The sequence below is a fragment of the Peribacillus sp. NPDC097284 genome, assembly GCF_044761765.1.
In the GTDB taxonomy this organism is placed as follows: domain Bacteria; phylum Bacillota; class Bacilli; order Bacillales; family DSM-1321; genus Peribacillus.
On record NZ_JBIWCZ010000013.1, the window covers coordinates 20,812 to 40,768 of the forward strand.

Below are 19,957 nucleotides of genomic sequence, written 5' to 3' on the forward strand. Positions count from 1 at the left end.
TGGAGGGGTAAATTATGAAAAAAATTATTAAGAACGGCACTATAGCAACGGCTGCAGATACGTACCAAGCAGATATTTTGATTGAAAATGAAGTCATTACAATGATTGGTAAAGACCTATCAGCCGAGGGAGCTGAAATCATTGATGCCAAGGGCGCACTAATATTCCCAGGGGGTATAGACCCACATACCCATCTAGATATGCCGTTTGGTGGGACGACCACGAAGGACGATTATGAAACGGGAACGATTGCAGCTGCATATGGGGGCACGACGACGGTCATCGATTTCTGCTTAACGGAAAAGGGGGAGCCTTTAAAGAATGCCATTGAAACATGGCACAAGAAAGCGGACGGCAAAGCCGCCATCGATTATAGCTTTCATCTCATGATCAGTGAAATCAATGATGAAGTTCTGGCTGAACTGCCAAGCATCATTGATGAAGAAGGGATTTCTTCCTTTAAAGTGTTCATGGCATACAAAAATGTTTTTCAAGCAGATGATGCAACGCTTTATCGGACTTTGCTGCAGGCGAAAGAACTTGGTGCCCTTGTCATGGTCCACGCAGAAAATGGAGATGTCATCGATTATTTAACAAAGCAGGCACTCGCAAAGGGACAGACCGATCCAATTTATCATGCCTTAACTAGACCTCCTGAGCTTGAAGGAGAAGCGACCGGAAGAGCAGCGAAGTTGACGGAAATGGCGAATGGACAGCTTTACGTCGTTCATGTCACTTGCGAAGATGCGGTTGAGAAGATTACTGAAGCAAGAAATAAGGGCGTCGATATCTGGGGAGAAACATGTCCTCAATATCTGGTGCTGGATCAAAGCTATCTTGAAAAGCCCAATTTTGAAGGGGCCAAATACGTATGGTCGCCACCATTGAGGAAGAAGAAGGATCAGGATGTGCTATGGAATGCTTTAAAGACAGGCCAGCTGCAAACCATAGGCTCTGATCAGTGTTCCTTTGACTTTAAAGGACAAAAGGACTTGGGTCGGGACGACTTTACCAAGATTCCGAACGGTGGACCGACTATTGAAGACCGAATGAGTATCCTTTATTCAGAGGGAGTCAAAAAAGACCGCATCACCCTGAATCAGTTTGTCGATATTACTTCTACAAGAGTAGCCAAGTTGTTTGGTTTATTTCCACAAAAAGGAACGATTGCAGTTGGATCGGATGCCGACCTTGTTATCTTCGACCCGAAAGTGGAGCGGACCATTTCCGCTGAAACCCATCATATGGCTGTAGATTACAATGCTTTTGAAGGACTGGAAATTACAGGTGAACCCGTTTCTGTCTTATCTCGTGGCCAGTTCGTCATTCGTGATAAACAGTTTGTAGGGGAAGCTGGTAAAGGGCAGTTCTTAAAGCGGGCTAAGTATAATACATCGCTTGAGTCGGTTTCAGAGAATAAGCTTCCGGTCTAAAGTTATCATGGATATTTAAAGCAAATTAAAGGGGGATTTTATGGATGAGCGAAAATAAGGATTATTTAAAGTCTCCCGATTTGCTGCCTATACCGCATAGAGAGAAGAACATTAGCGCAGTAGGATTTGGCTTCATCTGGGTGGGGATGGCTGTCGTATTGGCCGCCTTTGCCATTGGAGGGAATGGGGTCCAAAGCCTATCGCTTGGTTGGGTCGTACTTGCGACAGTAATCGCCTGCGTAGTTCTTGGCTTCTTGATGACAATGACAGGGGATATAGGCGTTGAACATGGAATTTCATTTCCTGTATACATGAGGGCGCCTTTCGGAACGATTGGCACTCATATCCCTTCACTTGTCAGGGCGTTTGTTGCCTCTTGCTGGTTTGGATTGAACACTTATTTCGGTGCAACTGCGATGAACGCTATCTTTGCCACTCTTTTTAACTTTAATAATTGGTTTATCTGCTTTTTGGTTTTTGCCATTTTGCAATTAGTCAATACAGCCATGGGAATCAAGTCAATCGAACGGTTTGCCGATTTGGCAGCCCCGGTTATCATCTTGATTTCTGGCTGGATGTATTTTACGCTTTCCGACCAAGCAGTCGCACAAGGTAGGGAAGTCTGGTCATGGATTGAGAGTCCGGCAACCGGAGGGGCGGCTGTAACAGCTTTCATGGTCGTCATCATGTCGAATATGGGGTTTTGGGGAACGTTGACCGCGGATATGCCGACACTTTCCCGTTTTATAGAGGCACCAAAAAATGAGAAGAACTGGTTCAAACGCAATAAAGGGCAGATTATAGGGAACGTTATTACCTATCCTATTACCCAAACCTTCATGGTTATTATCGGAGCCGTTTCCTACATGGCCGTTTCCAATTATGATCCTGTTGTTGCTATACAGGGGTCAGCCAGTGGCATTACCCTTGGTGTTCTATTACTAATGATTGTTTTTGCTCAGTGGTCAACGAATACTTCTGCTAATGTTATTCCGGCAGCAACCATCTTCTCGAATGTAATGGGACCAAGAATGCCGTTTTGGTCGGGAGTTGTGGTTGCGGGAATCATCGGAATCGTTGTTCAGCCATGGAGCCTTTTCGGTATCATCATTGAGGTTTTGTTAATTGTCGGTGGGATTTTAGCCTCCATTGTGGGTATTTTGGTGGCTGATTATTACTTTCTTCGTAAGCGCCGTGTCAATGTACCAGAACTATATGAAAGTGAAGGGCAATATAAGTATAAAAACGGTGTAAATTGGGCGGGAATCATTGCCTGGATCATTGGTGGAAGCGGGGCAACGATTTTTTCCAATTACTCATTTATAGTCGGTTTTATACTCGGAAGTGCAACCTATTATGTACTGGCTAAATATTGGTGGTTCAAGAAGTACGAACAGGCAGAGATTATAGATCCGAGCGATGAGAAATATTTAGGAATCTCCGTCGGCAAGGATTGGGATATCGGAAAGAGAATGGTTGACGAAGAAGAGGTACTGAATATGCCTTTAGGCGGGGAAAACGTTAAATAAGGAGGAGTGGGACATGTCTGAATACCAAGAGTATCGCTTAGAAAGGGAACAAATTGATTTTTTACTTGAACGAGGGTACAGAATCACCCGGGTTTCTGAAAACTTAAGTGGCGCTTTCCTTGATTTCGAATTGATTGAAGGAACGAAGCAGGAATGGAAGCAGTTGAATATCAAGACTCCAGAAGGCAGAAAATATTTCTCAACATTGCTTTTTAAAAAACTAAATTAAAAACATGTATCCCCTAAGGATGTAAAGCTGTTAAGCTGGCCTATTTTCAGTTGAATAGGTCATTTTTTATGTTCATTTATAAATAGATAGTAAGAATATGAAGGGGGAAACTACTAGGAATGAAATGCATAGCATGATTTCTACAAAAATAACTGAAAATTTTGTAGAATTTTGACGTTAGTTATTATGTCCAGTATCTGGAGATTTACAGACAGTCCGTTTATAATAGGTTCTATAGCTATAAAAGGATGGTGGATGGATGAATACGTCGATTACAATTGAGGAAATTCTAACGCGCAGGCATTTTAACCGGACGGATGTGGTCGGAGGCGAAGGTGGGTTAAAACGCCAAGTCAAATGGGTCCACTGTTTGGAAGTCACCCAAATCAGTCACTTGTTAAATGGAAACGAACTAATTCTTACCACCGGTCTTGGGTGGAAGGATTCAGATAGTACATTCCTTTCTTTTTTAAATCAGCTCATTACATGTAATGCGGCAGGACTCTGTATAGAGATGGCTACCCATGCCATGGCCATTCCACAGAGTGCGATAGACCTTGCAGACGAGCATGGCTTTCCCCTCATTTTATTTAATCAGGAAGTTCCTTTTGTTGAAATTACTCAGGACATTCATTCCTTAATCATTAATAAACAGTATCAGATGATCTCCAACCTAGAAACCTACTCACAGCAGTTGAATAAAAAACTCCTCGAAATTGACCATTATGAACCAATTCTAAAATTTCTTCATTCGTATTTAAATGTTCAGGTGATGTTTATTCCCAATGAGAATGATATAGCCTGTATTCCAAAAATAAAGAAAAAACTCATCCAGCAATTGTTAGCCGAAGTATATGAAAAGCAAAATTTAAGTAAATTCGTTCTGAAACAAAGGATTCGTGTCCTTGGTGAAAATTATGCGGAACTGGTCATTTATAGTAGTAATCGAGAAATGACCGACTTTGATTCCCTTATCTTGGATCGAACGGCTACGGCTTTAGCTCAATATCTATTACGTGAAATCTATTTAGAGGAAAAGAAGATATCTGAAGAGAGCAAATGGCTAACGAACTGGCTCGAAGGGGAATATAGTGATGAAGTCATCCGGGAGCAACTGTCTTATATTGATCCGAAGATGCAATTGGAAGGCGGAATCGTATGCATTTGCAAACAACACTCAAGGTATAATAAAGGTTCTGCTAAGCTAGAGGGAACTTATTTTAAAATCCTGTTTAGATCCGTTTTTGAACAATATGGATTTCAGATTTTCTCTATGGAAGTACACCAACATCTGGTCTTTATTTTAGGGGATAACCGTTCACCTGGAGATTGGAAAGAGAGAGTGACGGGAGCCCTGGATCGAATCAGAATGATGGATGCTACTGGTCGCAACCGAATGAATGTGCTTTCAATAGGGTTTGGGAAATATGTTCAAAAGTTAAGTGAAATTTACAAGAGTTATGAAACGGCACGTGAGACCTTGTTGCTTCAGGAAACATTAACTGAGGAAAGCAGAAGCTATTTTTATCAAGATTTACATATGTATCGAATGATTGCGCTCATTAACAAACATGGAAACTTGGAAGAAACCGTGTATGAATATTTAGGTCCGGTCATCGAGTATGACAGACGAAATAACGGGGAGTTAATGCCAACCTTGAAAACGTATCTTGCCTGTAATGGATCTAAACAGGAGACATCCAAACAATTATTTATCGTAAGACAAACACTTTACCACCGCCTTGAAAAGTTAGAAAGGCTATTAGGTGCCAATTTCATGAAATCTGAACAACGACTCGGCATTGAGTTCATGATTTTTGCTTTAGATTATTTGAAACTTCGCAAGACGAAGGTAAACGGAAAAACAGCGGATGGGTTTGTGGAAAACTAAAATGTAAAAAGCAGATGATAATAGGGTGTCTTATGAGGCATCCTTTTTATTATGAATAAAAATTTCGTCGCAGGTAGGGGATAAGGTTCTATAAAAAATATGCTGACATCAAAGAGTTGGCCTTTACAGCTTTTGATGTCAGCGACTTTCTTTAATATTCATCTTTTTTTGAAAGGCAGTGGTCACATTCCACGAGGTAGGATTCAGCCTGTTCCATAATTTGATCTCCGCATTCGGTGCATTGCTTGGGTGGAAGGGTCCTGAAGAATTCCATTGGATTTTTAGTTTGCATATTTGTTCCTCCTTTTAGTTGTTTAGTAGTCTTCGGTTTTAGAAAGGCAACGGTCACATTCCATCAAGTAAGATTCAGCTTGTTCCACGATTTGCTCCCCGCATTCGGTGCATTGCTTGGGTGGAAGGGTTCTGAAGAACTCCATTGGATTTTTAGTTTGCATGATAGGTGGTACCTCCTTCTTGTTTTTTAATAGTTTTCGCTTTTAGAAAGGCAACGGTCACATTCCAACAAGTAGGATTCGGCTTGTTCCACGATTTGCTCCCCGCATTCGGTGCATTGCTTGGGTGGAAGGGTTCTGAAGAATTCCATTGGATTTTTAGTTTGCATATTTGTTCCTCCTTTTAGTTGTTTAGTAGTCTTCGCTTTTAGAAAGGCAACGGTCACATTCCATCAAGTAAGATTCGGCGTGTTCGACGATATGGTCGCCACACTCTGGGCAATCTTTGGCAGGGATACTGTTGAAAAATTCAATGGATTTTTTAGTTTGCATGGTGGTTTCCTCCTTTATAAGGTCTTTTCTATTTTTAAGACTTATTCATTCTTCACGTTTAGAAAGGCAGCGATCGCATTCCATCAAGTAAGATTCTGTTCCATCAAAAAGGGTTTCACCACATTCGGTACATTGTGCTAATGATTGGTCTTTCATGTTTTCTAATTGACTCGTTTGCATGTCACACTCTCCTTTCTGTAGTACAGTTTTTAATATCTGTCTGTTGTTATAATACAGTATATACCCGATGGTTAAAAAAGTATAGGCATTTCACAGAAAATTTAAAAATATTTCCAAAATAGTATGGAGAATCCTATTGTAACAAGGGTTTTCTGTGATATATTTTATTATTTTTTTCTTTTTAACTAAACCTGATTACTACGTTTACCTAAAAAGTGGGATTGATGGGATGGAGCGTCCAAGACTAAATAGATTAATTTATACAACAGAATAGTACAGAGGATTTTTGCTAGTACGGGGGTGAGATTCGAAGGGTTTTCTAAGATTTTGGCTCATCGATGGGGTTATTTTCGCAAAAGAATGGGAAATTGGTTTTAGCATTTTAGTAAAGAGGTAACTTGTTAATAGCAATAAATAACAGGAGGTCACTTATGTCTAAAAAAGTTATGGTCATTATTAACCCATCCTCTGGAAAAGAAAAAGCAGGAGAAATTTTGCCCAATGTGGAAAAGGTGCTTGGAGATATTTATGAACAAGTAGTGGTTCGGAAAACGAAGGGCGAGGGTGATGCTTCGCGGTTTGCAAAAGAAGCATGTGAAGGGAAATATGATGCCGTAATTTCAATGGGGGGAGATGGTACGGTAAATGAGACGGTCAATGGTCTCGCGGAACAGGAGCATAGGCCCATATTAGGGATTATCCCACTCGGAACAGTGAATGACTTTGCTAGGGCACTTAATATACCGTTAGACCCTATCAAAGCAATGGAGATGTACACAAAATCTGCGGTTAAAGAAGCGGATATCGGTAAGATCAATAATCGGTATTTCATGAATGTATTGGCGGTCGGGGCTATTGCAGAGGCTACCTATAATGTGAGTGTGGAGCAGAAAACGCGTCTTGGCTCACTATCTTATTTTTTGGAAGGAGCAAAGACGTTAGTCAAGAAGACACCATTCCCTATAACTGTGGAACATGATCATGGAAGGTGGACCGGTGAGACTTATTTACTGTTTGCTACGATGACAAATTCTGTCGGTGGTTTTGAACAACTTGCACCAGAGGCGGAAGTGAATGACGGGAAACTCCATACATTCATCATCAAAAGTCTTTCCATTCCACTCATCCTCAAAATCATTCCAAGTTTAATTAAGGGAGAAATCAAGAACCATGAAGAAATAGAGTACATTCCAACCTCTAAGCTTCACGTTTCTACATCAGAGGACCTCATTGTTAATATGGATGGTGAAAGAGGTAGCGAAATGCCTTTTCAAGCGGAAGTATTGCATAATCACCTGCGTTTGTTTGTTCCAGGAGCGTCATAATTGAGTGAAATTGATCGTGTATAATAGAAAAGCTGTTCGACCACAGGCCGTACAGCTTTTTTTAATACTATGAAGTGTGATTATCACAGTATATGATAATGGCGCTTCGAAAGAATATGGACAAACCGGGTTTGTATTTATCGATAGTAGCTGTAAAACGTTCATCCTGGACATATAAATCACCAAGTCCACGGAGTATTTCCAGGGTACATTCATAAAAGTTTTCTGTGATATATTTTTGCCATGCTGCGACTGCTTGTTGAACCTGTGGATCACCAGGACCATGACTCATTCCTTCTATTAATGTTTGATAAATGTCTTCTTGAGTTTTGGTTATGGACTTCCAGTCACCTTTTGAGTAGCTATTGGTTTTTTTCAAAGTTTCGTCGACTATCTTTTTCCCATATAGTTCTTGCGCTTCTTTAGCATACTTCTTTTGGTAGTGCTCTATCTCAGACATATCAAAGCCTTCAAACATCTCTTCTTTGTTCATGGTGCCGCCTCCTTCGATTATTAACAGGGTCTGATCAATCGTTTGAATCATCTCTTCTAGTCGTTCTTTCTTTTTTTTGAGGAGATCTTTATGTTGAAGCAAAGCACGTTTGCGATCAAAATCAGGACTTTCAAGAATGGATTTAATCTGTTGAAGTGAACACCCGATTTCTTTATAAAAAAGGATTTGCTGTAATGTCTCTAGATTTTGATCGGAATAAAGCCTATATCCGGAAGAAGAAATCGCTTCTGGTTTAAGTAAATCGATTTTGTCATAATGGTGTAACGTCCGTATGCTGATATTTGCTATATCGGCAATTTCTTTGATTTTATATAACACTCCAATCACCTCATCCTCATCTTAATCCCTTACGCAACGTTGGGGTCAATAGGTTTTAGTTAAAATGTATAGATAATTCCTAATAATTCAAGGGAAGGATAAGCTAATGAATGAACGGAGGGGGTATACTATGGTACGCTTATAGTTATGAAAATAGTTAAGAAAGGAAGTTGAATGTTCGTATGGAGTTTTTTCTTGTTATATTAGCGCTTCTTATCTTAATTGGAGCGTCTAATGTAATCAATCATTTTGTCCCTTTTGTACCGGTGCCGTTAATTCAAATAGCACTGGGTGTCGTAATAGCACTCTTACCTTTAGGTATACATATACAAATGGAAACAGAACTCTTTTTGCTTCTGTTTATAGCACCGCTTTTATTTAACGATGGTAAAAATGTGCCTCGTACAGCCTTATGGAAGTTGAGGACGCCGATTCTCATGCTTGCTTTAGGCCTCGTGTTCGTCACCGTTTGGGCTGGAGGATATCTTATTAACTGGATGATTCCTTCTATCCCATTGCCTGCTGCATTTGCATTAGCGGCCATCCTTTCTCCTACGGATGTTGTCGCGGTCAGTGCTTTGGCTAGTAGGCTTAAGTTACCGAAAAGTATCATGCACCTTCTTGAAGGGGAAGGGTTAATGAATGATGCTTCAGGTCTGGTAGCTTTTAAATTCGCTGTTGCGGCTACTGTCACGGGGGTCTTCTCCCTGGTCGATGCAACATTTAGTTTTATTTTGATAGCTATTGGGGGATTTGTAGGTGGGGCTGTTTTGTCCTTCATTATTATCAGGCTACGTGTCATCATTCGCCGATTGGGTATGGAAGATGTAACGATGCATACGTTGATCCAAATCCTAACACCTTTTATCATTTTCCTCGTTGTGGAGCATTTCCACCTTTCAGGTATTTTAGCGGTTGTGGCAGGGGGAATTGTTCATGCCATAGAACGAGATCGAGAGTTATCACCAACAGTTGAATTGCAGGTCGTATCCAAGAGTACGTGGTCTGTCATTCTATATGTATTAAATGGTTTGGTATTCGTTCTATTAGGTCTGCAAATTCCTAGCGTGGCCAAGATCATATTCCAAGATCCAGCATTCCATAATGGACAAGTGATTCTCTATATTGTAGTCATTACTCTGTTCCTATTTATCCTAAGATACATCTGGATTACTGCCGCTTGGTCAATCGGTTGGATGACGTATAAATCCGGTGTCCAAAAACCGGACTTCATGGCGGCAGGAATCATTACCATTTCCGGAGTACGCGGAGCGGTTACACTAGCAGGATCTTTTTCGATTCCCTATATATTAGCGGATGGCAGTCCATTTCCGGAGCGCTCGTTAATCATCTTCATTGCAGCGGGCGTCATATTACTTTCTTTGATCGTTGCAAGTGTCTTCCTTCCTATCGTGGCCCGAACAGAGGAAGAAGAAGTGGTAGATAAGCAGGCTGATAAGCTAAAATTGGCTACCATTCATGCACATCAATCGGCGATTAAAACTGTAGAGTCTCAAATGACGGATGAAAACCGGGAAGCGGCTATGTCCATTATTTCGAGATACCATACGAAAATCAATGCGCTTTCCTATGTTGAACAGGGCAAAAGTTCAAACACAATTGGAGAAGAAGAAAAAGAACTTCGCTTTAAAGCTCTTGAGGCGGAAAGGAAATTCCTGGACCAACTCATTAAAGAGGAGAAAGTAGATAGGGAATCCGCTTATATTTGCTTGGAATATATCCAACGTATGGAAGGGGCAGTCACTAATCGGATGAAATTCCGTTTTTACAGGTCCTTGACACTTTTCCGACGATCGATGTTAAAGGTGTTTAAACTATTCTTCCCGAATAAAAAAGAAATAAGAAGAATCAATTTGGAGAGACTAGAAAAGGTGAAAGACCTTAAGATCAGGATGTATAAAGTGGCTATCCAAGAGATACAAGCAGGCATTACACCTGAAAACCATGAGACATCTTCCATGATCATCGAAGAGTATAAATTACTTATTTTGAGATACAAAAGAGAAAATAAAGGGCGTAAACCTAGTAAAATGGTCAATTATGAACGAGAACTATTTTATAAGGCGATTCAGGCAGAACGTGACGACGTTCAGGAAATGTTTGAAAAAAGAAAAATACCAAGGGATGTTGCCAATAGAATCCGGCAGCAAATCAATTTACGCGAAGCACTTAGTATCAACGAAAACAGTCATTGACCATATTCAGGATAAGCACGGTCGAATTAATCGACCGTGCTTTTCGTGCGCTTGGAGGAGTTTCAACCGTAGAGAAAAGGAAAAGATAAAACAAAGCTAGGGGGATATCGATAAGGAACATTCGCACACCATCTACTAAATGATTGGAATTTGTCTGAAATGTTACATCCGGTTCAAAAGTCCATGTTGAATTCGTGGCTGTTTTAATTTCCCTTCTGCCTTATGGTACACTTTGTTTATTGATAAGTATGCTAATAGAGGTGTGAAAATATGAAAACAGTTGTAGTCATTGGCGGAGGAATTACAGGGTTGTCGACCATGTATCATTTACAGAAGGTCGTGAAGGCCGATAACCTTCCCGCAAGATTAATCCTGATAGAAGGAAATGATACATTAGGCGGTAAAATCAATACGATTCATGATGGTGCTTTTAAGATGGAGGCGGGTGCGGATTCGATTGTTGCCAGAAAACAACATGTAAAACCATTTATCAAAGAATTGGGTCTTGAAGATGATGTGGTCTACAATGCCACAGGAACATCATTCATCCATACGGACGGGAAACTGAAGAAAATACCTGAAGACGCTCTATTCGGTATTCCGATGAGCCTGGAGTCCTTGGCAAAAACCGAACTCATTTCTCCACAGGGTAAGGTGGACGCATTAAGAGATTTTTACACAAAAAACGAGACGTTTACGAAGAATGATTCAATCGGTTTATTTCTGGAAAGCTTTCTGGGTAAGGAACTCGTTCAGAAGCAGATTTCTCCAGTTTTGTCTGGCGTTTATTCAGGTAAGTTAAATGACCTGACCATTGCCAAGACATTACCGGAGATGCTGAATTATAAAAATGAATATGGAAGCATCATCCGCGGCTTATCGGAGAATAAGGATAAATACAGGAGCAAGGGGAACAAAAAGTTCCTTTCGTTTAAGAATGGTTTATCGATGTTGGTTGAACGGTTGGAAGAACTTCTCGATTGTGTGGATATTTTGAAAGGGAATCCGGTTGATAGAATAAGGAAAAATGAAGAGCGCTATTCGGTTACCTTAGTAAATGGAGAAACCATCGAGACGGATTTCATTGTCTTAAGTACGCCGCATACGACTACGCAAAAACTATTGGGTGACACTGAACTGGACCAGGACTTTGCAGGATTGCTTAATAGTTCGATGATCAGTATATACCTCGGATTCGATATCCCTGACAGTACACTGCCTGATGGAACAGGATTCATTGTCGGAGAAAATAGTGATTTGATATGCAATGCCTGTACCTGGACAAGTAGAAAATGGGAGCATACTTCAGAAAATAGCCAGTTGCTAGTCCGGCTCTTTTATAAAAGCTCCAACCCTGATTATGATCGGTTACAGTCATTATCGAAGCAAGAATTAATACAAGTGGCATTAGGGGATATTAAAAAAAGCTTGGATATTTCTGAGTGTCCTGTATCAAGCGAAGTTACGAAGTGGCAGGACAACATGCCGAATTACCACATTCAACACCCTTACATTGTTCAATCCCTAGAGCAGAAAATGAAAGCGAACTATCCGAATGTACTTCTTGCAGGTTGCTCATATTATGGGGTAGGGATCCCTGATTGTATTACGGATGGAGAGAAAAGGGCCCAGGAGATTGCGGCCAGATTATGATGAAAAAGGACTGCCGAAAATGGCGGTCCTTTTATTATGCACATCTTTCGGCAGAATGGATTGGGCATCTAAACGGGTAAACTTTCATTAAACGATTGATTAAATACTGGTAAGGATACAAGAGTCAGCCTTCCTTTTTCCCAGTTGTTGGCGGACTATCTAGCCATCTCATCGTAACGGGATTTTTTCCTTGCATTACCGTTGAACTTTTACTTAATTCCTGTATAATAAAGACCGTTAAATTAAAATGAAATTAAACTTAAAGTTTACTAATACAAAACTTTATTGACTGTAAGTTTACTATTCCTAAACGGATTGAGGTAATACTATGCATATTGGCAAAAAAATTAAAAACCTCCGTTTAAAAAAAGGATTGACTCAGGAAGAGCTGGGAGAGAGAACGGATTTAAGTAAAGGGTATATCTCGCAGCTGGAAAGAGATTTAAGTTCACCTTCAATAGAGACTTTTTTTAATATCCTTGAAGTACTTGGCTGCACTCCAAAAGACTTCTTTGATGAAGAGGAGCAAGTTCAAAAGGTAGTGTATGAGGAAGAAACGCAAACCTTTTTCATTGATGAAGAGCGCGGTTATCAGATTCAGTGGCTTGTACCAGAATCCAATGAAAAAGAAATGGAACCGATTCGGCTGACACTTCAGGAAAAAGGGGAGTTCAAGCAGTTTGAACCCTCGTTGTCAGAAACCTTTGGATATGTATTGAGTGGCAGGGTGATTGTGAAGCTTGGTACACATACCTATTTTGTAAAAGCTGGGGAATCCATTTACTTTCATGCATCCGATGAACATCAAATCATCAATGATTTTGATGGAGCATCCGAATTACTGCTGGTGGTGACGGAATCATATTTATAGAATTTAGTGATTGCAAACGCTTGTCTATTTGAAAAGTAGAACATGCGGTTCAATGGAAAGAGGGAAGTCTCTATGGCAAATGAAAAGATTATACGGTTTGAAAATGTTACGAAGCAATTCGATGACGATACAGTTGTTCTGGATAATGTCAGTTTTGAAATTGAAAGAGGGAAGTTTTATACACTACTGGGTCCATCGGGTTGTGGTAAGACGACCATCCTACGATTGATAGCAGGGTTCACGGAAGCTTCAAAAGGTGATATTTATTTTGAAGGTGAAAAAATCAACAATGTTCCGGCCAATAAACGTCAGGTCAACACGGTTTTTCAAGATTATGCCCTATTTCCACATTTGAATGTGTTTGAGAATGTGGCATTTGGACTTCGGATAAAAAAAATGAAGAACGCCGACGTCGAGGTTAAGGTGAAAGAAGCCCTAAGTTTCGTGAATTTGGATGGCTATGAAAAACGCGAAATCAGGGAGATGTCAGGCGGTCAGCGTCAGAGGGTAGCGATTGCACGGGCGATTGTGAATGAACCGGAAGTCATTCTTCTAGATGAACCATTATCAGCCCTGGATTTAAAACTGCGTACCGAAATGCAGTATGAATTGCGGGAATTGCAACAAAGACTTGGCATTACTTTTATCTTCGTCACTCATGACCAAGAAGAAGCGCTAGCGATGTCAGACGAAATTTTCGTCCTTAATAAAGGGAAAATCCAACAAAGCGGAACGCCTATTGATATTTATGATGAACCTCTGAATCGCTTTGTTGCCGACTTTATTGGCGAATCCAATATCGTAAAAGGAAAAATGATTGAAGATTACCTTGTCGAGTTTGTAGGGAGACAATTCGAATGTGTGGACCAAGGATTGAATCGTAATGAAGCCGTGGAAATTGTCATCCGACCTGAAGACTTAGAGATTACTTCAGTCGATCGAGGGAAACTGCAAGTTCGGGTGGACTCTCAGTTATTTCGTGGAGTGCACTATGAAATCAGCTGTTATGACCATGATGGAAATGAATGGCTAGTCCAGTCGACGAAAAAGGTGACCGTCGGGGATGAAATCGGTCTATATTTTGACCCAGAGGCCATACACGTCATGCGTTTGGGAGAAACAGAGGAAGAGTTCGATAAGCGTTTAGAAGCGTACCATGGTGGAGAAAGCCATGAAAAATAAGTTTTCTAGAAATATTTACTTTATCCCTTATATCTTATGGATTGCATTTTTCGTCATTGCGCCGATACTACTGGTTCTGTATTATTCCTTTTTCGATATCGAAGGCAATCTGTCGTTAATTAACTATCAAAAGTTCTTCACTCCCGTTTATTTGAAGATGACACTCAGTTCGTTTTGGTATGCCTTTTTAATTACAGCGATCTCGCTATTAGTAGCGTATCCAACAGCGTATCTTCTGACCAAGACCAAACACAAGCAACTTTGGCTGCTGCTGGTCATTGTGCCATCATGGATCAATCTGTTATTAAAAGCCTATGCGTTCCTTGGCATATTCGGCACATATGGCATGACGAATGCCTTTTTGGAAGCGATAGGAATCGGAAAACAACAGATACTCTTTACTGATTTCAGTTTCATATTCGTTTCCGTTTATATTTTTATTCCATTCATGATTTTACCAATATTCAATGCGTTGGACGAAATGAATCCGACTCTTGTAGATGCGGCTAATGATTTAGGCGCATCACGTTGGATGACTTTCCGACGCGTGATATTCCCGTTAACGATCGATGGCGTTAAAACCGGCTGCCAGGTTGTTTTCATCCCAGCCCTTTCACTGTTCATGCTGACAAGGCTAATTGCTGGAAATCGGGTCACTACGCTCGGAACTGCAATTGAACAGCATTTCTTGGTGACCCAGGATTGGGGAATGGGTTCTACCATTGCCGTCTTTTTAATCATTATTATGTTCCTGATTATGTTCGTAACGGGTAACCGAAAGCAGGGTGTGTAAATTGAGAAAAAAACTATCGCCGTTATCGAGGGTTTTCCTTGTCCTGATTTTTCTGGTACTCTATGCGCCGATTTTCTTTTTAGTCTTTTATTCGTTTAACAGCGGTGGAACGATGTATGACTTCGAGAGTTTCACGCTGGATTGGTATAAGGAGCTTTTCCAGGATACAAGGCTGTTGATCATTGTTTTAAATACGCTTGTGATTGCCTTATTGTCGGCGCTAATCGCCACGATTATCGGCGTCATCGGTGCCATTGGGATCCGTTCTTTTACAAACAGCCAAATGAGGAATTCATTCTTATCCCTGAATAACGTCCTGATTGTAAGTCCAGATGTCATTATTGGTGCTTCCTTTTTGATTCTTTTCACAATGGCTGGCATCAAGCTTGGGTTCTACTCGGTACTGCTATCACATATCGCTTTTAGCATTCCAATTGTTGTGTTACTGGTGCTTCCAAAGCTTCAAGAAATGAGCCCTACCTTGATTGATGCAGCCCGAGACTTAGGGGCGAGCCGATGGAATGTAATGTCGAAAGTCATTCTGCCTTATATTTCACCGGGTATTTTTGCCGGTTTCTTTATGGCATTGACTTATTCACTGGATGATTTTGCGGTTACGTTCTTTGTAACGGGTAATGGATTCTCTACTTTATCAGTGGAAATTTATTCATTGGCCCGCCGTGGGATTTCCTTGAATATTAATGCGTTATCGACCTTGCTATTCTTTGTCACACTAATATTGGTCGTTGTCTATTACTTTGTTACGCAGCGAGTCAAGCATACAGGAATGGGGGGGAAAAGATGAAGAAGATTGTCCAAATGTTCCTAGTCATTTCAATCACCTCTGCCTTGCTGTTGTATGTGACATCGAAGTTGAACTCATCGCAAGGGTTTACAAGTAGCGATACACTGACCATTTATAATTGGGGAGACTATATCGATACGGATTTGATTGACCGATTCGAGGAAGAAACCGGGATCAAGGTCATTTACGAGACATTCGATTCGAATGAAGCAATGATGACAAAGATTGAACAGGGCGGTACCACCTATGACGTGGCTATTCCGTCCGAATATATGATTGATAAAATGCGTAAAGAAAATCTGTTGATTCCACTGGATCATTCCAAACTTCCAAATTTGAAAAACATCGATGAGCGATTTATCGATTTACCTTTCGACCCGGAAAACAAGTTTTCGGTCCCTTACTTCTGGGGCACCGTTGGGGTTGTTTATAATTCCAAGATGCTTGGGGGAAAAGAAATAACAAGCTGGGAAGACTTATGGGATAAAGATTTGAAAAATCAAATCCTTTTGACGGATGGTGCTCGTGAAATAATCGGCATGGGTCTAAACTCGTTGAATTATTCCCTAAATGATACGAATGAAAAACACCTTCAAGAAGCGAAAACGAAGCTTGATAGCCTTACTCCAAATGTAAAAGCGATTGTTGGAGATGAGAGCCGCATGCTCCTGGAAACGCAGGAAGCAGCTATTGGAATCGTCTGGTCAGGAGTGGCCTCCGAAATCATGGCGGAAAACGAAGCCCTTGAATATGTGGTGCCCAAAGAGGGATCGAACTTATGGTTCGATAATATGGTCATCCCAAAAACAACGAAAAACGTGAATGCGGCCCATCAGTTTATTAATTTCATGTTAGATCCCGAAGTGGCTGCACAGAATGCGGAATATGTAAGCTATTCCACTCCGAATAAAGCAGCCTTGAAGTATTTACCGGAAGAAGTAGTGAAGGATGAGAGGTTCTATCCATCTCCTGAACTGACTGATAAACTAGAAGTGTACGAAAACATCGGAAAGAAAAATCTGGCCCGTTATAACGACCTTTTTCTAGAATTCAAGATGCATCGCAAATAAATGGAAGCCTGGTTTGAGAAGGTGTTGTCCTCCTTCTCGGACCAGGCTTTTTTTTGCATAGTAGATAAGTCGCCCACTGGATAAGCCGGTTTCCTTTGATACTCTAAAATGTCGGTGGAGAAAAAATTATGTTAGTATAATCATTAAGAGCAGAGTGAAGAGGAATCTTAAGATATTCTTAATAATTTCCTGCTATTATAAAATGAAAAATCAAGGGAGAGAGAATATGAATTTATTGAAAAGCACGAAGACATATGTATGGGCAGGCGCCATATTAATTATCGCCGCCATCCTAATATATGCAATGGTAGTCTCTACTGATAAGACAGTCGCGAGCGTAGGCGGAGAGAAAATCAAAGAGGCAGAGCTACAAGATACGCTTGTCAAAAATTATGGAGCAGAAACGGTCGATCAATTAATCACTGATAAAATCGTTGAATTAGAAGCAGATAAGGAAGGCATTAAAATTACAGAGAAAGAAATCCAAAAAGAAATCGATACCTTAGCTGAATCATACGGTGGAGAAGATGCTTTAAAAGAGCAATTGGAAGCGAGCGGTTCTTCCCTAGCGTCATTGAAACAAGACATCGTGGTTTATCTTCATACGAAAAAATTAGTGGAACCTAGGATTACTGTTACTGATGATGAAATCAGCGCGTATTTTGAAGAAAATAAAGATACGTTTGCCCAAGAAGAACAAGTGGAAGCTAGTCATATTTTAGTGGAAGACAAAAAGACAGCGGAAAAAGTAGAAAAAGAACTTGCTGCTGGCGGAGACTTTGCTGAGCTGGCAACCAAGTATTCCACTGATGCTGGAACGAAGGAAAAAGGCGGAAGCTTAGGATACTTCGGAAAAGGTAATATGGTTAAAGAATTTGAAGACGTTGCCTTCAACATGGACGTTAATAAAGTCAGTGACCCGGTCAAAACGGAGTATGGATACCATATCATAAAAGTTACGGGTAAAAAAGAAGCTAAAAAAGCGAATTTAGAAGATAGCAAGTCAGAAATCAAAGAAGCGCTTCTAAATAATAAATTACAAGAAGAATACACGGTTTGGTTAGCAGAAGTGAAGAAAGATTACGATATAACGAATAAATTCGAAGCAACGAAATAAGATACGAGGGAAAATGGTGCAAAATCGGTAACATACGATTTTGCACCATTTTTTGTTTATATACGATTTTGTGAGGTGAAATCTGGCGATATTTCAATTGTTTTTAGTGGTTTTAGGGTGTTAAAATTAATCGATATGAAGAAAGGTTTACATAAAATGGACATGTTGACGGGCTATTTTACAAGGTATACGGAATGGGTGATGGAAGAAAGTTTCATGTGAAAATAATGTTAAAGCCTTTAAACCAATAGGAACTGTTTTAGAAAGAAGGGGAAGGCAAGTGAAGTCGTTAAGAAAGTTATTGCCCTATCTGAAGCCATATACGCTGTTTGCGATTTTAGCACCGTTATGTATGTGTATAGAGGTAGCGATGGATTTACTACAACCCACTATGATGCAGCATATCATTGATGAGGGAATAGCCAACCAAGACAATGTGTATGTGACCAAACTAGGCTTTTTGATGCTGGGAGCTGCAGTGATTGGACTGATAGGTGGATTGGGTTGTACCGTTTACAGCACGAAAGCCGCTGTTCATTTTGCTTCAGATGTACGTAGGGATGTTTTTTGGAAAACGGAACTTTTTTCTAGTAAGAATACTGATTCATTCGGGACAGGTAAGCTGATCACGATTGTGACAAATGATATTACCTCTGTGCAGTCTTCTCTTATGATGACCTTACGGATATTTGTCCGGGGGCCGCTCATGTTTATTGGGAGTGTCATTATCGTCTGGGTGACAGCACGTGAATTGTTTCCGGTATTAGCGGTCGCTGTACCTGTTTTGATGGTCGCCATTATTTATTTTTCCTCACAGGCAGGGAAGTTATTTAAACGGGTTCAAGAAGCCATGGATCATGTGAATACAAAGCTCCAGGAGACACTGAGTGGCATCCGGGTCATTAAGGCATATGACCGCCAGGAATTTGAAAAGGAGAGTTTCAAGGAGTTTAATGATAAGCTGACGAAACGAAATGTAGCGGCAGAGCAGACCATTATGGCCTTAATGCCCATTTTGTTATTTGTTATCAATTTGGGTGTGGTGGCTGGTATGTGGATGGGTGCAATCAGGGTAGAAAACGGAACGATGCAGGTCGGTGTCATATTAGCTTTCATCAACTACTTGAATATCATCATGAACGGATTGATGTCGAGTAGTCACGTCTTGATGCAAATCACGCGCTCCTTTCCTTCGGCAGACCGGATTCAACAAGTGTTGGATACGGAAATTGATATTAATGAACCTTCCAAACCAGCATCTGTTCAGGCAAGGACGGGGGATGTGAAGTTTGAACGTGTGAATTACAGTTATAGCAAAAATGGTGAATATGTGATTAAAGATATTAGTTTCCATGCCCGAGGAGGACAAAAGATAGGTATTATCGGTTCAACAGGTAGTGGGAAGTCCACCCTCGTTAAGTTGATTCCGCGTTTATATGATCCTGATACCGGTACGATTACTATTGATGGCATCCCTTTACAGGATTATCCTCTAAAAAGCCTAAGGGGTGAGATTGGGTATATTCCTCAAAGGGCCTCGCTGTTTTCCGGAAGCATTGAAGAGAATCTACGGTTCGGAAAAGAGGAGGCGGGGACGGCAGATATGGAAGCAGCGACTCAATCCGCGGCCGCTCTTGATTTTGTTAAGGGCTTTGAGGGGGCATTCTCGTATAGGCTGACTCAGGGTGCCAACAATTTGTCAGGTGGGCAAAAGCAAAGGTTGTCCATTGCAAGGGCCTTTATCCGAAAACCTAGGATCTTGATCTTGGATGACTCGACGTCAGCGATAGATGCTCTATCGGAAGCAAAGGTCCTACAGGCGTTGAAGCGGGAATTTACCGATTCGACGGTGTTCATTGTTTCATCCAAGATATCTTCGATTATGGATGCCGATCAGATTCTTGTGATGGATGACGGAATGATTGAGGCGAAGGGTACTCATGAAGAACTACTCGCCAAAAGTCGTGTTTACCAGGATATTTATCGGACGCAAAGCGGAAGGGAGATAGCTCCCCATGAATAAGCAGATGAATCAACCTCCAGTAT

At 40.8% G+C, this 19,957-nt stretch carries 20 protein-coding genes; 14 read left to right on the forward strand and 6 right to left on the reverse strand.

The window, feature by feature from the left end:
* Window positions 1–14: 14 nt before the first annotated feature.
* The 4 genes from hydA to ACIQXU_RS17805 all read left to right on the forward strand — a co-directional run bounded on the left by hydA (window position 15) and on the right by ACIQXU_RS17805 (window position 5,082).
* Window positions 15–1,433 carry a dihydropyrimidinase gene (gene hydA / locus ACIQXU_RS17790; RefSeq protein WP_402875561.1) on the forward strand — a complete coding sequence of 473 codons (1,419 nt, stop codon included), beginning with the start codon at window positions 15–17 and terminating at the stop codon, window positions 1,431–1,433.
* Between the two features lie 44 nt (window positions 1,434–1,477).
* On the forward strand, window positions 1,478–2,962 hold the full coding sequence (locus tag ACIQXU_RS17795; protein ID WP_402875563.1) for an NCS1 family transporter: 1,485 nt from the start codon (window positions 1,478–1,480) through the stop codon (window positions 2,960–2,962).
* Between the two features lie 13 nt (window positions 2,963–2,975).
* Window positions 2,976–3,191, forward strand: a complete 216-nt coding sequence (locus ACIQXU_RS17800; RefSeq protein WP_402875565.1) for a hypothetical protein — start codon at window positions 2,976–2,978, stop codon at window positions 3,189–3,191.
* A 259-nt stretch (window positions 3,192–3,450) separates the two neighbouring features.
* Complete coding sequence (locus ACIQXU_RS17805; protein ID WP_402875567.1) at window positions 3,451–5,082, forward strand: PucR family transcriptional regulator; 1,632 nt, start codon at window positions 3,451–3,453, stop codon at window positions 5,080–5,082.
* A gap of 151 nt (window positions 5,083–5,233) precedes the next feature.
* Here the strand turns inward: ACIQXU_RS17805 and yhfH (ACIQXU_RS17810) are convergent, their stop codons facing one another.
* The 5 genes from yhfH (ACIQXU_RS17810) to yhfH (ACIQXU_RS17830) are packed head-to-tail and all read right to left on the reverse strand — an operon-like array spanning window position 5,234 to window position 6,047.
* Entirely contained in the window at window positions 5,234–5,374 is a 141-nt protein-coding gene (gene yhfH / locus ACIQXU_RS17810) for a protein YhfH (protein WP_402875569.1), read from the reverse strand.
* A gap of 22 nt (window positions 5,375–5,396) precedes the next feature.
* Window positions 5,397–5,537 (reverse strand): protein YhfH, encoded by a 141-nt coding sequence (gene yhfH, locus ACIQXU_RS17815; protein WP_402991368.1) that lies wholly within the window; start codon window positions 5,535–5,537, stop codon window positions 5,397–5,399.
* Window positions 5,538–5,563: 26 nt separating this feature from the next.
* Window positions 5,564–5,704: a protein YhfH gene (yhfH, locus tag ACIQXU_RS17820; protein ID WP_402959253.1), complete on the reverse strand. Its 141-nt coding sequence runs from the start codon at window positions 5,702–5,704 to the stop codon at window positions 5,564–5,566.
* A gap of 22 nt (window positions 5,705–5,726) precedes the next feature.
* Window positions 5,727–5,867, reverse strand: a complete 141-nt coding sequence (gene yhfH / locus ACIQXU_RS17825) for a protein YhfH (RefSeq protein WP_402991371.1) — start codon at window positions 5,865–5,867, stop codon at window positions 5,727–5,729.
* A 45-nt stretch (window positions 5,868–5,912) separates the two neighbouring features.
* Window positions 5,913–6,047 carry a protein YhfH gene (gene yhfH / locus ACIQXU_RS17830; protein WP_402875574.1) on the reverse strand — a complete coding sequence of 45 codons (135 nt, stop codon included), beginning with the start codon at window positions 6,045–6,047 and terminating at the stop codon, window positions 5,913–5,915.
* 431 nt (window positions 6,048–6,478) lie between these two features.
* Here yhfH (ACIQXU_RS17830) and ACIQXU_RS17835 point away from each other — a divergent pair, with 431 nt between their 5' ends.
* Complete coding sequence (locus tag ACIQXU_RS17835) at window positions 6,479–7,372, forward strand: diacylglycerol/lipid kinase family protein (protein WP_402875576.1); 894 nt, start codon at window positions 6,479–6,481, stop codon at window positions 7,370–7,372.
* Window positions 7,373–7,439: 67 nt separating this feature from the next.
* On the opposite strand, the gene ACIQXU_RS17840 is transcribed toward ACIQXU_RS17835, so the two are convergent.
* On the reverse strand, window positions 7,440–8,204 hold the full coding sequence (locus tag ACIQXU_RS17840; RefSeq protein ID WP_402991374.1) for a MerR family transcriptional regulator: 765 nt from the start codon (window positions 8,202–8,204) through the stop codon (window positions 7,440–7,442).
* A 182-nt stretch (window positions 8,205–8,386) separates the two neighbouring features.
* Between ACIQXU_RS17840 and ACIQXU_RS17845 the strand changes: the two genes are divergently transcribed.
* The 9 genes from ACIQXU_RS17845 to ACIQXU_RS17885 all read left to right on the forward strand — a co-directional run bounded on the left by ACIQXU_RS17845 (window position 8,387) and on the right by ACIQXU_RS17885 (window position 19,934).
* Complete coding sequence (locus ACIQXU_RS17845; RefSeq protein WP_402875650.1) at window positions 8,387–10,420, forward strand: Na+/H+ antiporter; 2,034 nt, start codon at window positions 8,387–8,389, stop codon at window positions 10,418–10,420.
* Between the two features lie 270 nt (window positions 10,421–10,690).
* Window positions 10,691–12,073 carry a protoporphyrinogen oxidase gene (locus ACIQXU_RS17850; RefSeq protein WP_402991377.1) on the forward strand — a complete coding sequence of 461 codons (1,383 nt, stop codon included), beginning with the start codon at window positions 10,691–10,693 and terminating at the stop codon, window positions 12,071–12,073.
* Window positions 12,074–12,401: 328 nt separating this feature from the next.
* Entirely contained in the window at window positions 12,402–12,944 is a 543-nt protein-coding gene (locus tag ACIQXU_RS17855; protein ID WP_402875580.1) for a helix-turn-helix domain-containing protein, read from the forward strand.
* A gap of 72 nt (window positions 12,945–13,016) precedes the next feature.
* Window positions 13,017–14,126: an ABC transporter ATP-binding protein gene (locus ACIQXU_RS17860; RefSeq protein ID WP_402875583.1), complete on the forward strand. Its 1,110-nt coding sequence runs from the start codon at window positions 13,017–13,019 to the stop codon at window positions 14,124–14,126.
* Window positions 14,116–14,919 (forward strand): ABC transporter permease, encoded by an 804-nt coding sequence (locus tag ACIQXU_RS17865; RefSeq protein ID WP_402875586.1) that lies wholly within the window; start codon window positions 14,116–14,118, stop codon window positions 14,917–14,919. Before ACIQXU_RS17860 ends, ACIQXU_RS17865 begins: the two co-directional genes overlap by 11 nt.
* Window position 14,920: 1 nt before the next feature.
* Window positions 14,921–15,724 carry an ABC transporter permease gene (locus tag ACIQXU_RS17870; RefSeq protein ID WP_402875588.1) on the forward strand — a complete coding sequence of 268 codons (804 nt, stop codon included), beginning with the start codon at window positions 14,921–14,923 and terminating at the stop codon, window positions 15,722–15,724.
* Window positions 15,721–16,794: an ABC transporter substrate-binding protein gene (locus tag ACIQXU_RS17875; protein ID WP_402875589.1), complete on the forward strand. Its 1,074-nt coding sequence runs from the start codon at window positions 15,721–15,723 to the stop codon at window positions 16,792–16,794. Before ACIQXU_RS17870 ends, ACIQXU_RS17875 begins: the two co-directional genes overlap by 4 nt.
* A gap of 226 nt (window positions 16,795–17,020) precedes the next feature.
* Window positions 17,021–17,911, forward strand: coding sequence for a peptidylprolyl isomerase (locus ACIQXU_RS17880; protein WP_402991382.1), 891 nt, complete (start codon window positions 17,021–17,023; stop codon window positions 17,909–17,911).
* A gap of 280 nt (window positions 17,912–18,191) precedes the next feature.
* Complete coding sequence (locus ACIQXU_RS17885; RefSeq protein ID WP_402875591.1) at window positions 18,192–19,934, forward strand: ABC transporter ATP-binding protein; 1,743 nt, start codon at window positions 18,192–18,194, stop codon at window positions 19,932–19,934.
* Window positions 19,935–19,957 lie beyond the last annotated feature (23 nt).

Excerpts from the sequence above, each read along its gene's own strand:
- hydA (WP_402875561.1), top strand. The coding sequence starts at position 15 with ATGAAAAAAATTATTAAGAACGGCACTATAGCAACGGCTGCAGATACG.
- ACIQXU_RS17795 (WP_402875563.1), top strand. The coding sequence starts at position 1,478 with ATGAGCGAAAATAAGGATTATTTAAAGTCTCCCGATTTGCTGCCTATA.
- ACIQXU_RS17800 (WP_402875565.1), top strand. The coding sequence starts at position 2,976 with ATGTCTGAATACCAAGAGTATCGCTTAGAAAGGGAACAAATTGATTTT.
- ACIQXU_RS17805 (WP_402875567.1), top strand. The coding sequence starts at position 3,451 with ATGAATACGTCGATTACAATTGAGGAAATTCTAACGCGCAGGCATTTT.
- yhfH (WP_402875569.1), bottom strand. The coding sequence starts at position 5,374 with ATGCAAACTAAAAATCCAATGGAATTCTTCAGGACCCTTCCACCCAAG.
- yhfH (WP_402991368.1), bottom strand. The coding sequence starts at position 5,537 with ATGCAAACTAAAAATCCAATGGAGTTCTTCAGAACCCTTCCACCCAAG.
- yhfH (WP_402959253.1), bottom strand. The coding sequence starts at position 5,704 with ATGCAAACTAAAAATCCAATGGAATTCTTCAGAACCCTTCCACCCAAG.
- yhfH (WP_402991371.1), bottom strand. The coding sequence starts at position 5,867 with ATGCAAACTAAAAAATCCATTGAATTTTTCAACAGTATCCCTGCCAAA.
- yhfH (WP_402875574.1), bottom strand. The coding sequence starts at position 6,047 with ATGCAAACGAGTCAATTAGAAAACATGAAAGACCAATCATTAGCACAA.
- ACIQXU_RS17835 (WP_402875576.1), top strand. The coding sequence starts at position 6,479 with ATGTCTAAAAAAGTTATGGTCATTATTAACCCATCCTCTGGAAAAGAA.
- ACIQXU_RS17845 (WP_402875650.1), top strand. The coding sequence starts at position 8,387 with ATGGAGTTTTTTCTTGTTATATTAGCGCTTCTTATCTTAATTGGAGCG.
- ACIQXU_RS17850 (WP_402991377.1), top strand. The coding sequence starts at position 10,691 with ATGAAAACAGTTGTAGTCATTGGCGGAGGAATTACAGGGTTGTCGACC.
- ACIQXU_RS17855 (WP_402875580.1), top strand. The coding sequence starts at position 12,402 with ATGCATATTGGCAAAAAAATTAAAAACCTCCGTTTAAAAAAAGGATTG.
- ACIQXU_RS17860 (WP_402875583.1), top strand. The coding sequence starts at position 13,017 with ATGGCAAATGAAAAGATTATACGGTTTGAAAATGTTACGAAGCAATTC.
- ACIQXU_RS17865 (WP_402875586.1), top strand. The coding sequence starts at position 14,116 with ATGAAAAATAAGTTTTCTAGAAATATTTACTTTATCCCTTATATCTTA.
- ACIQXU_RS17875 (WP_402875589.1), top strand. The coding sequence starts at position 15,721 with ATGAAGAAGATTGTCCAAATGTTCCTAGTCATTTCAATCACCTCTGCC.
- ACIQXU_RS17880 (WP_402991382.1), top strand. The coding sequence starts at position 17,021 with ATGAATTTATTGAAAAGCACGAAGACATATGTATGGGCAGGCGCCATA.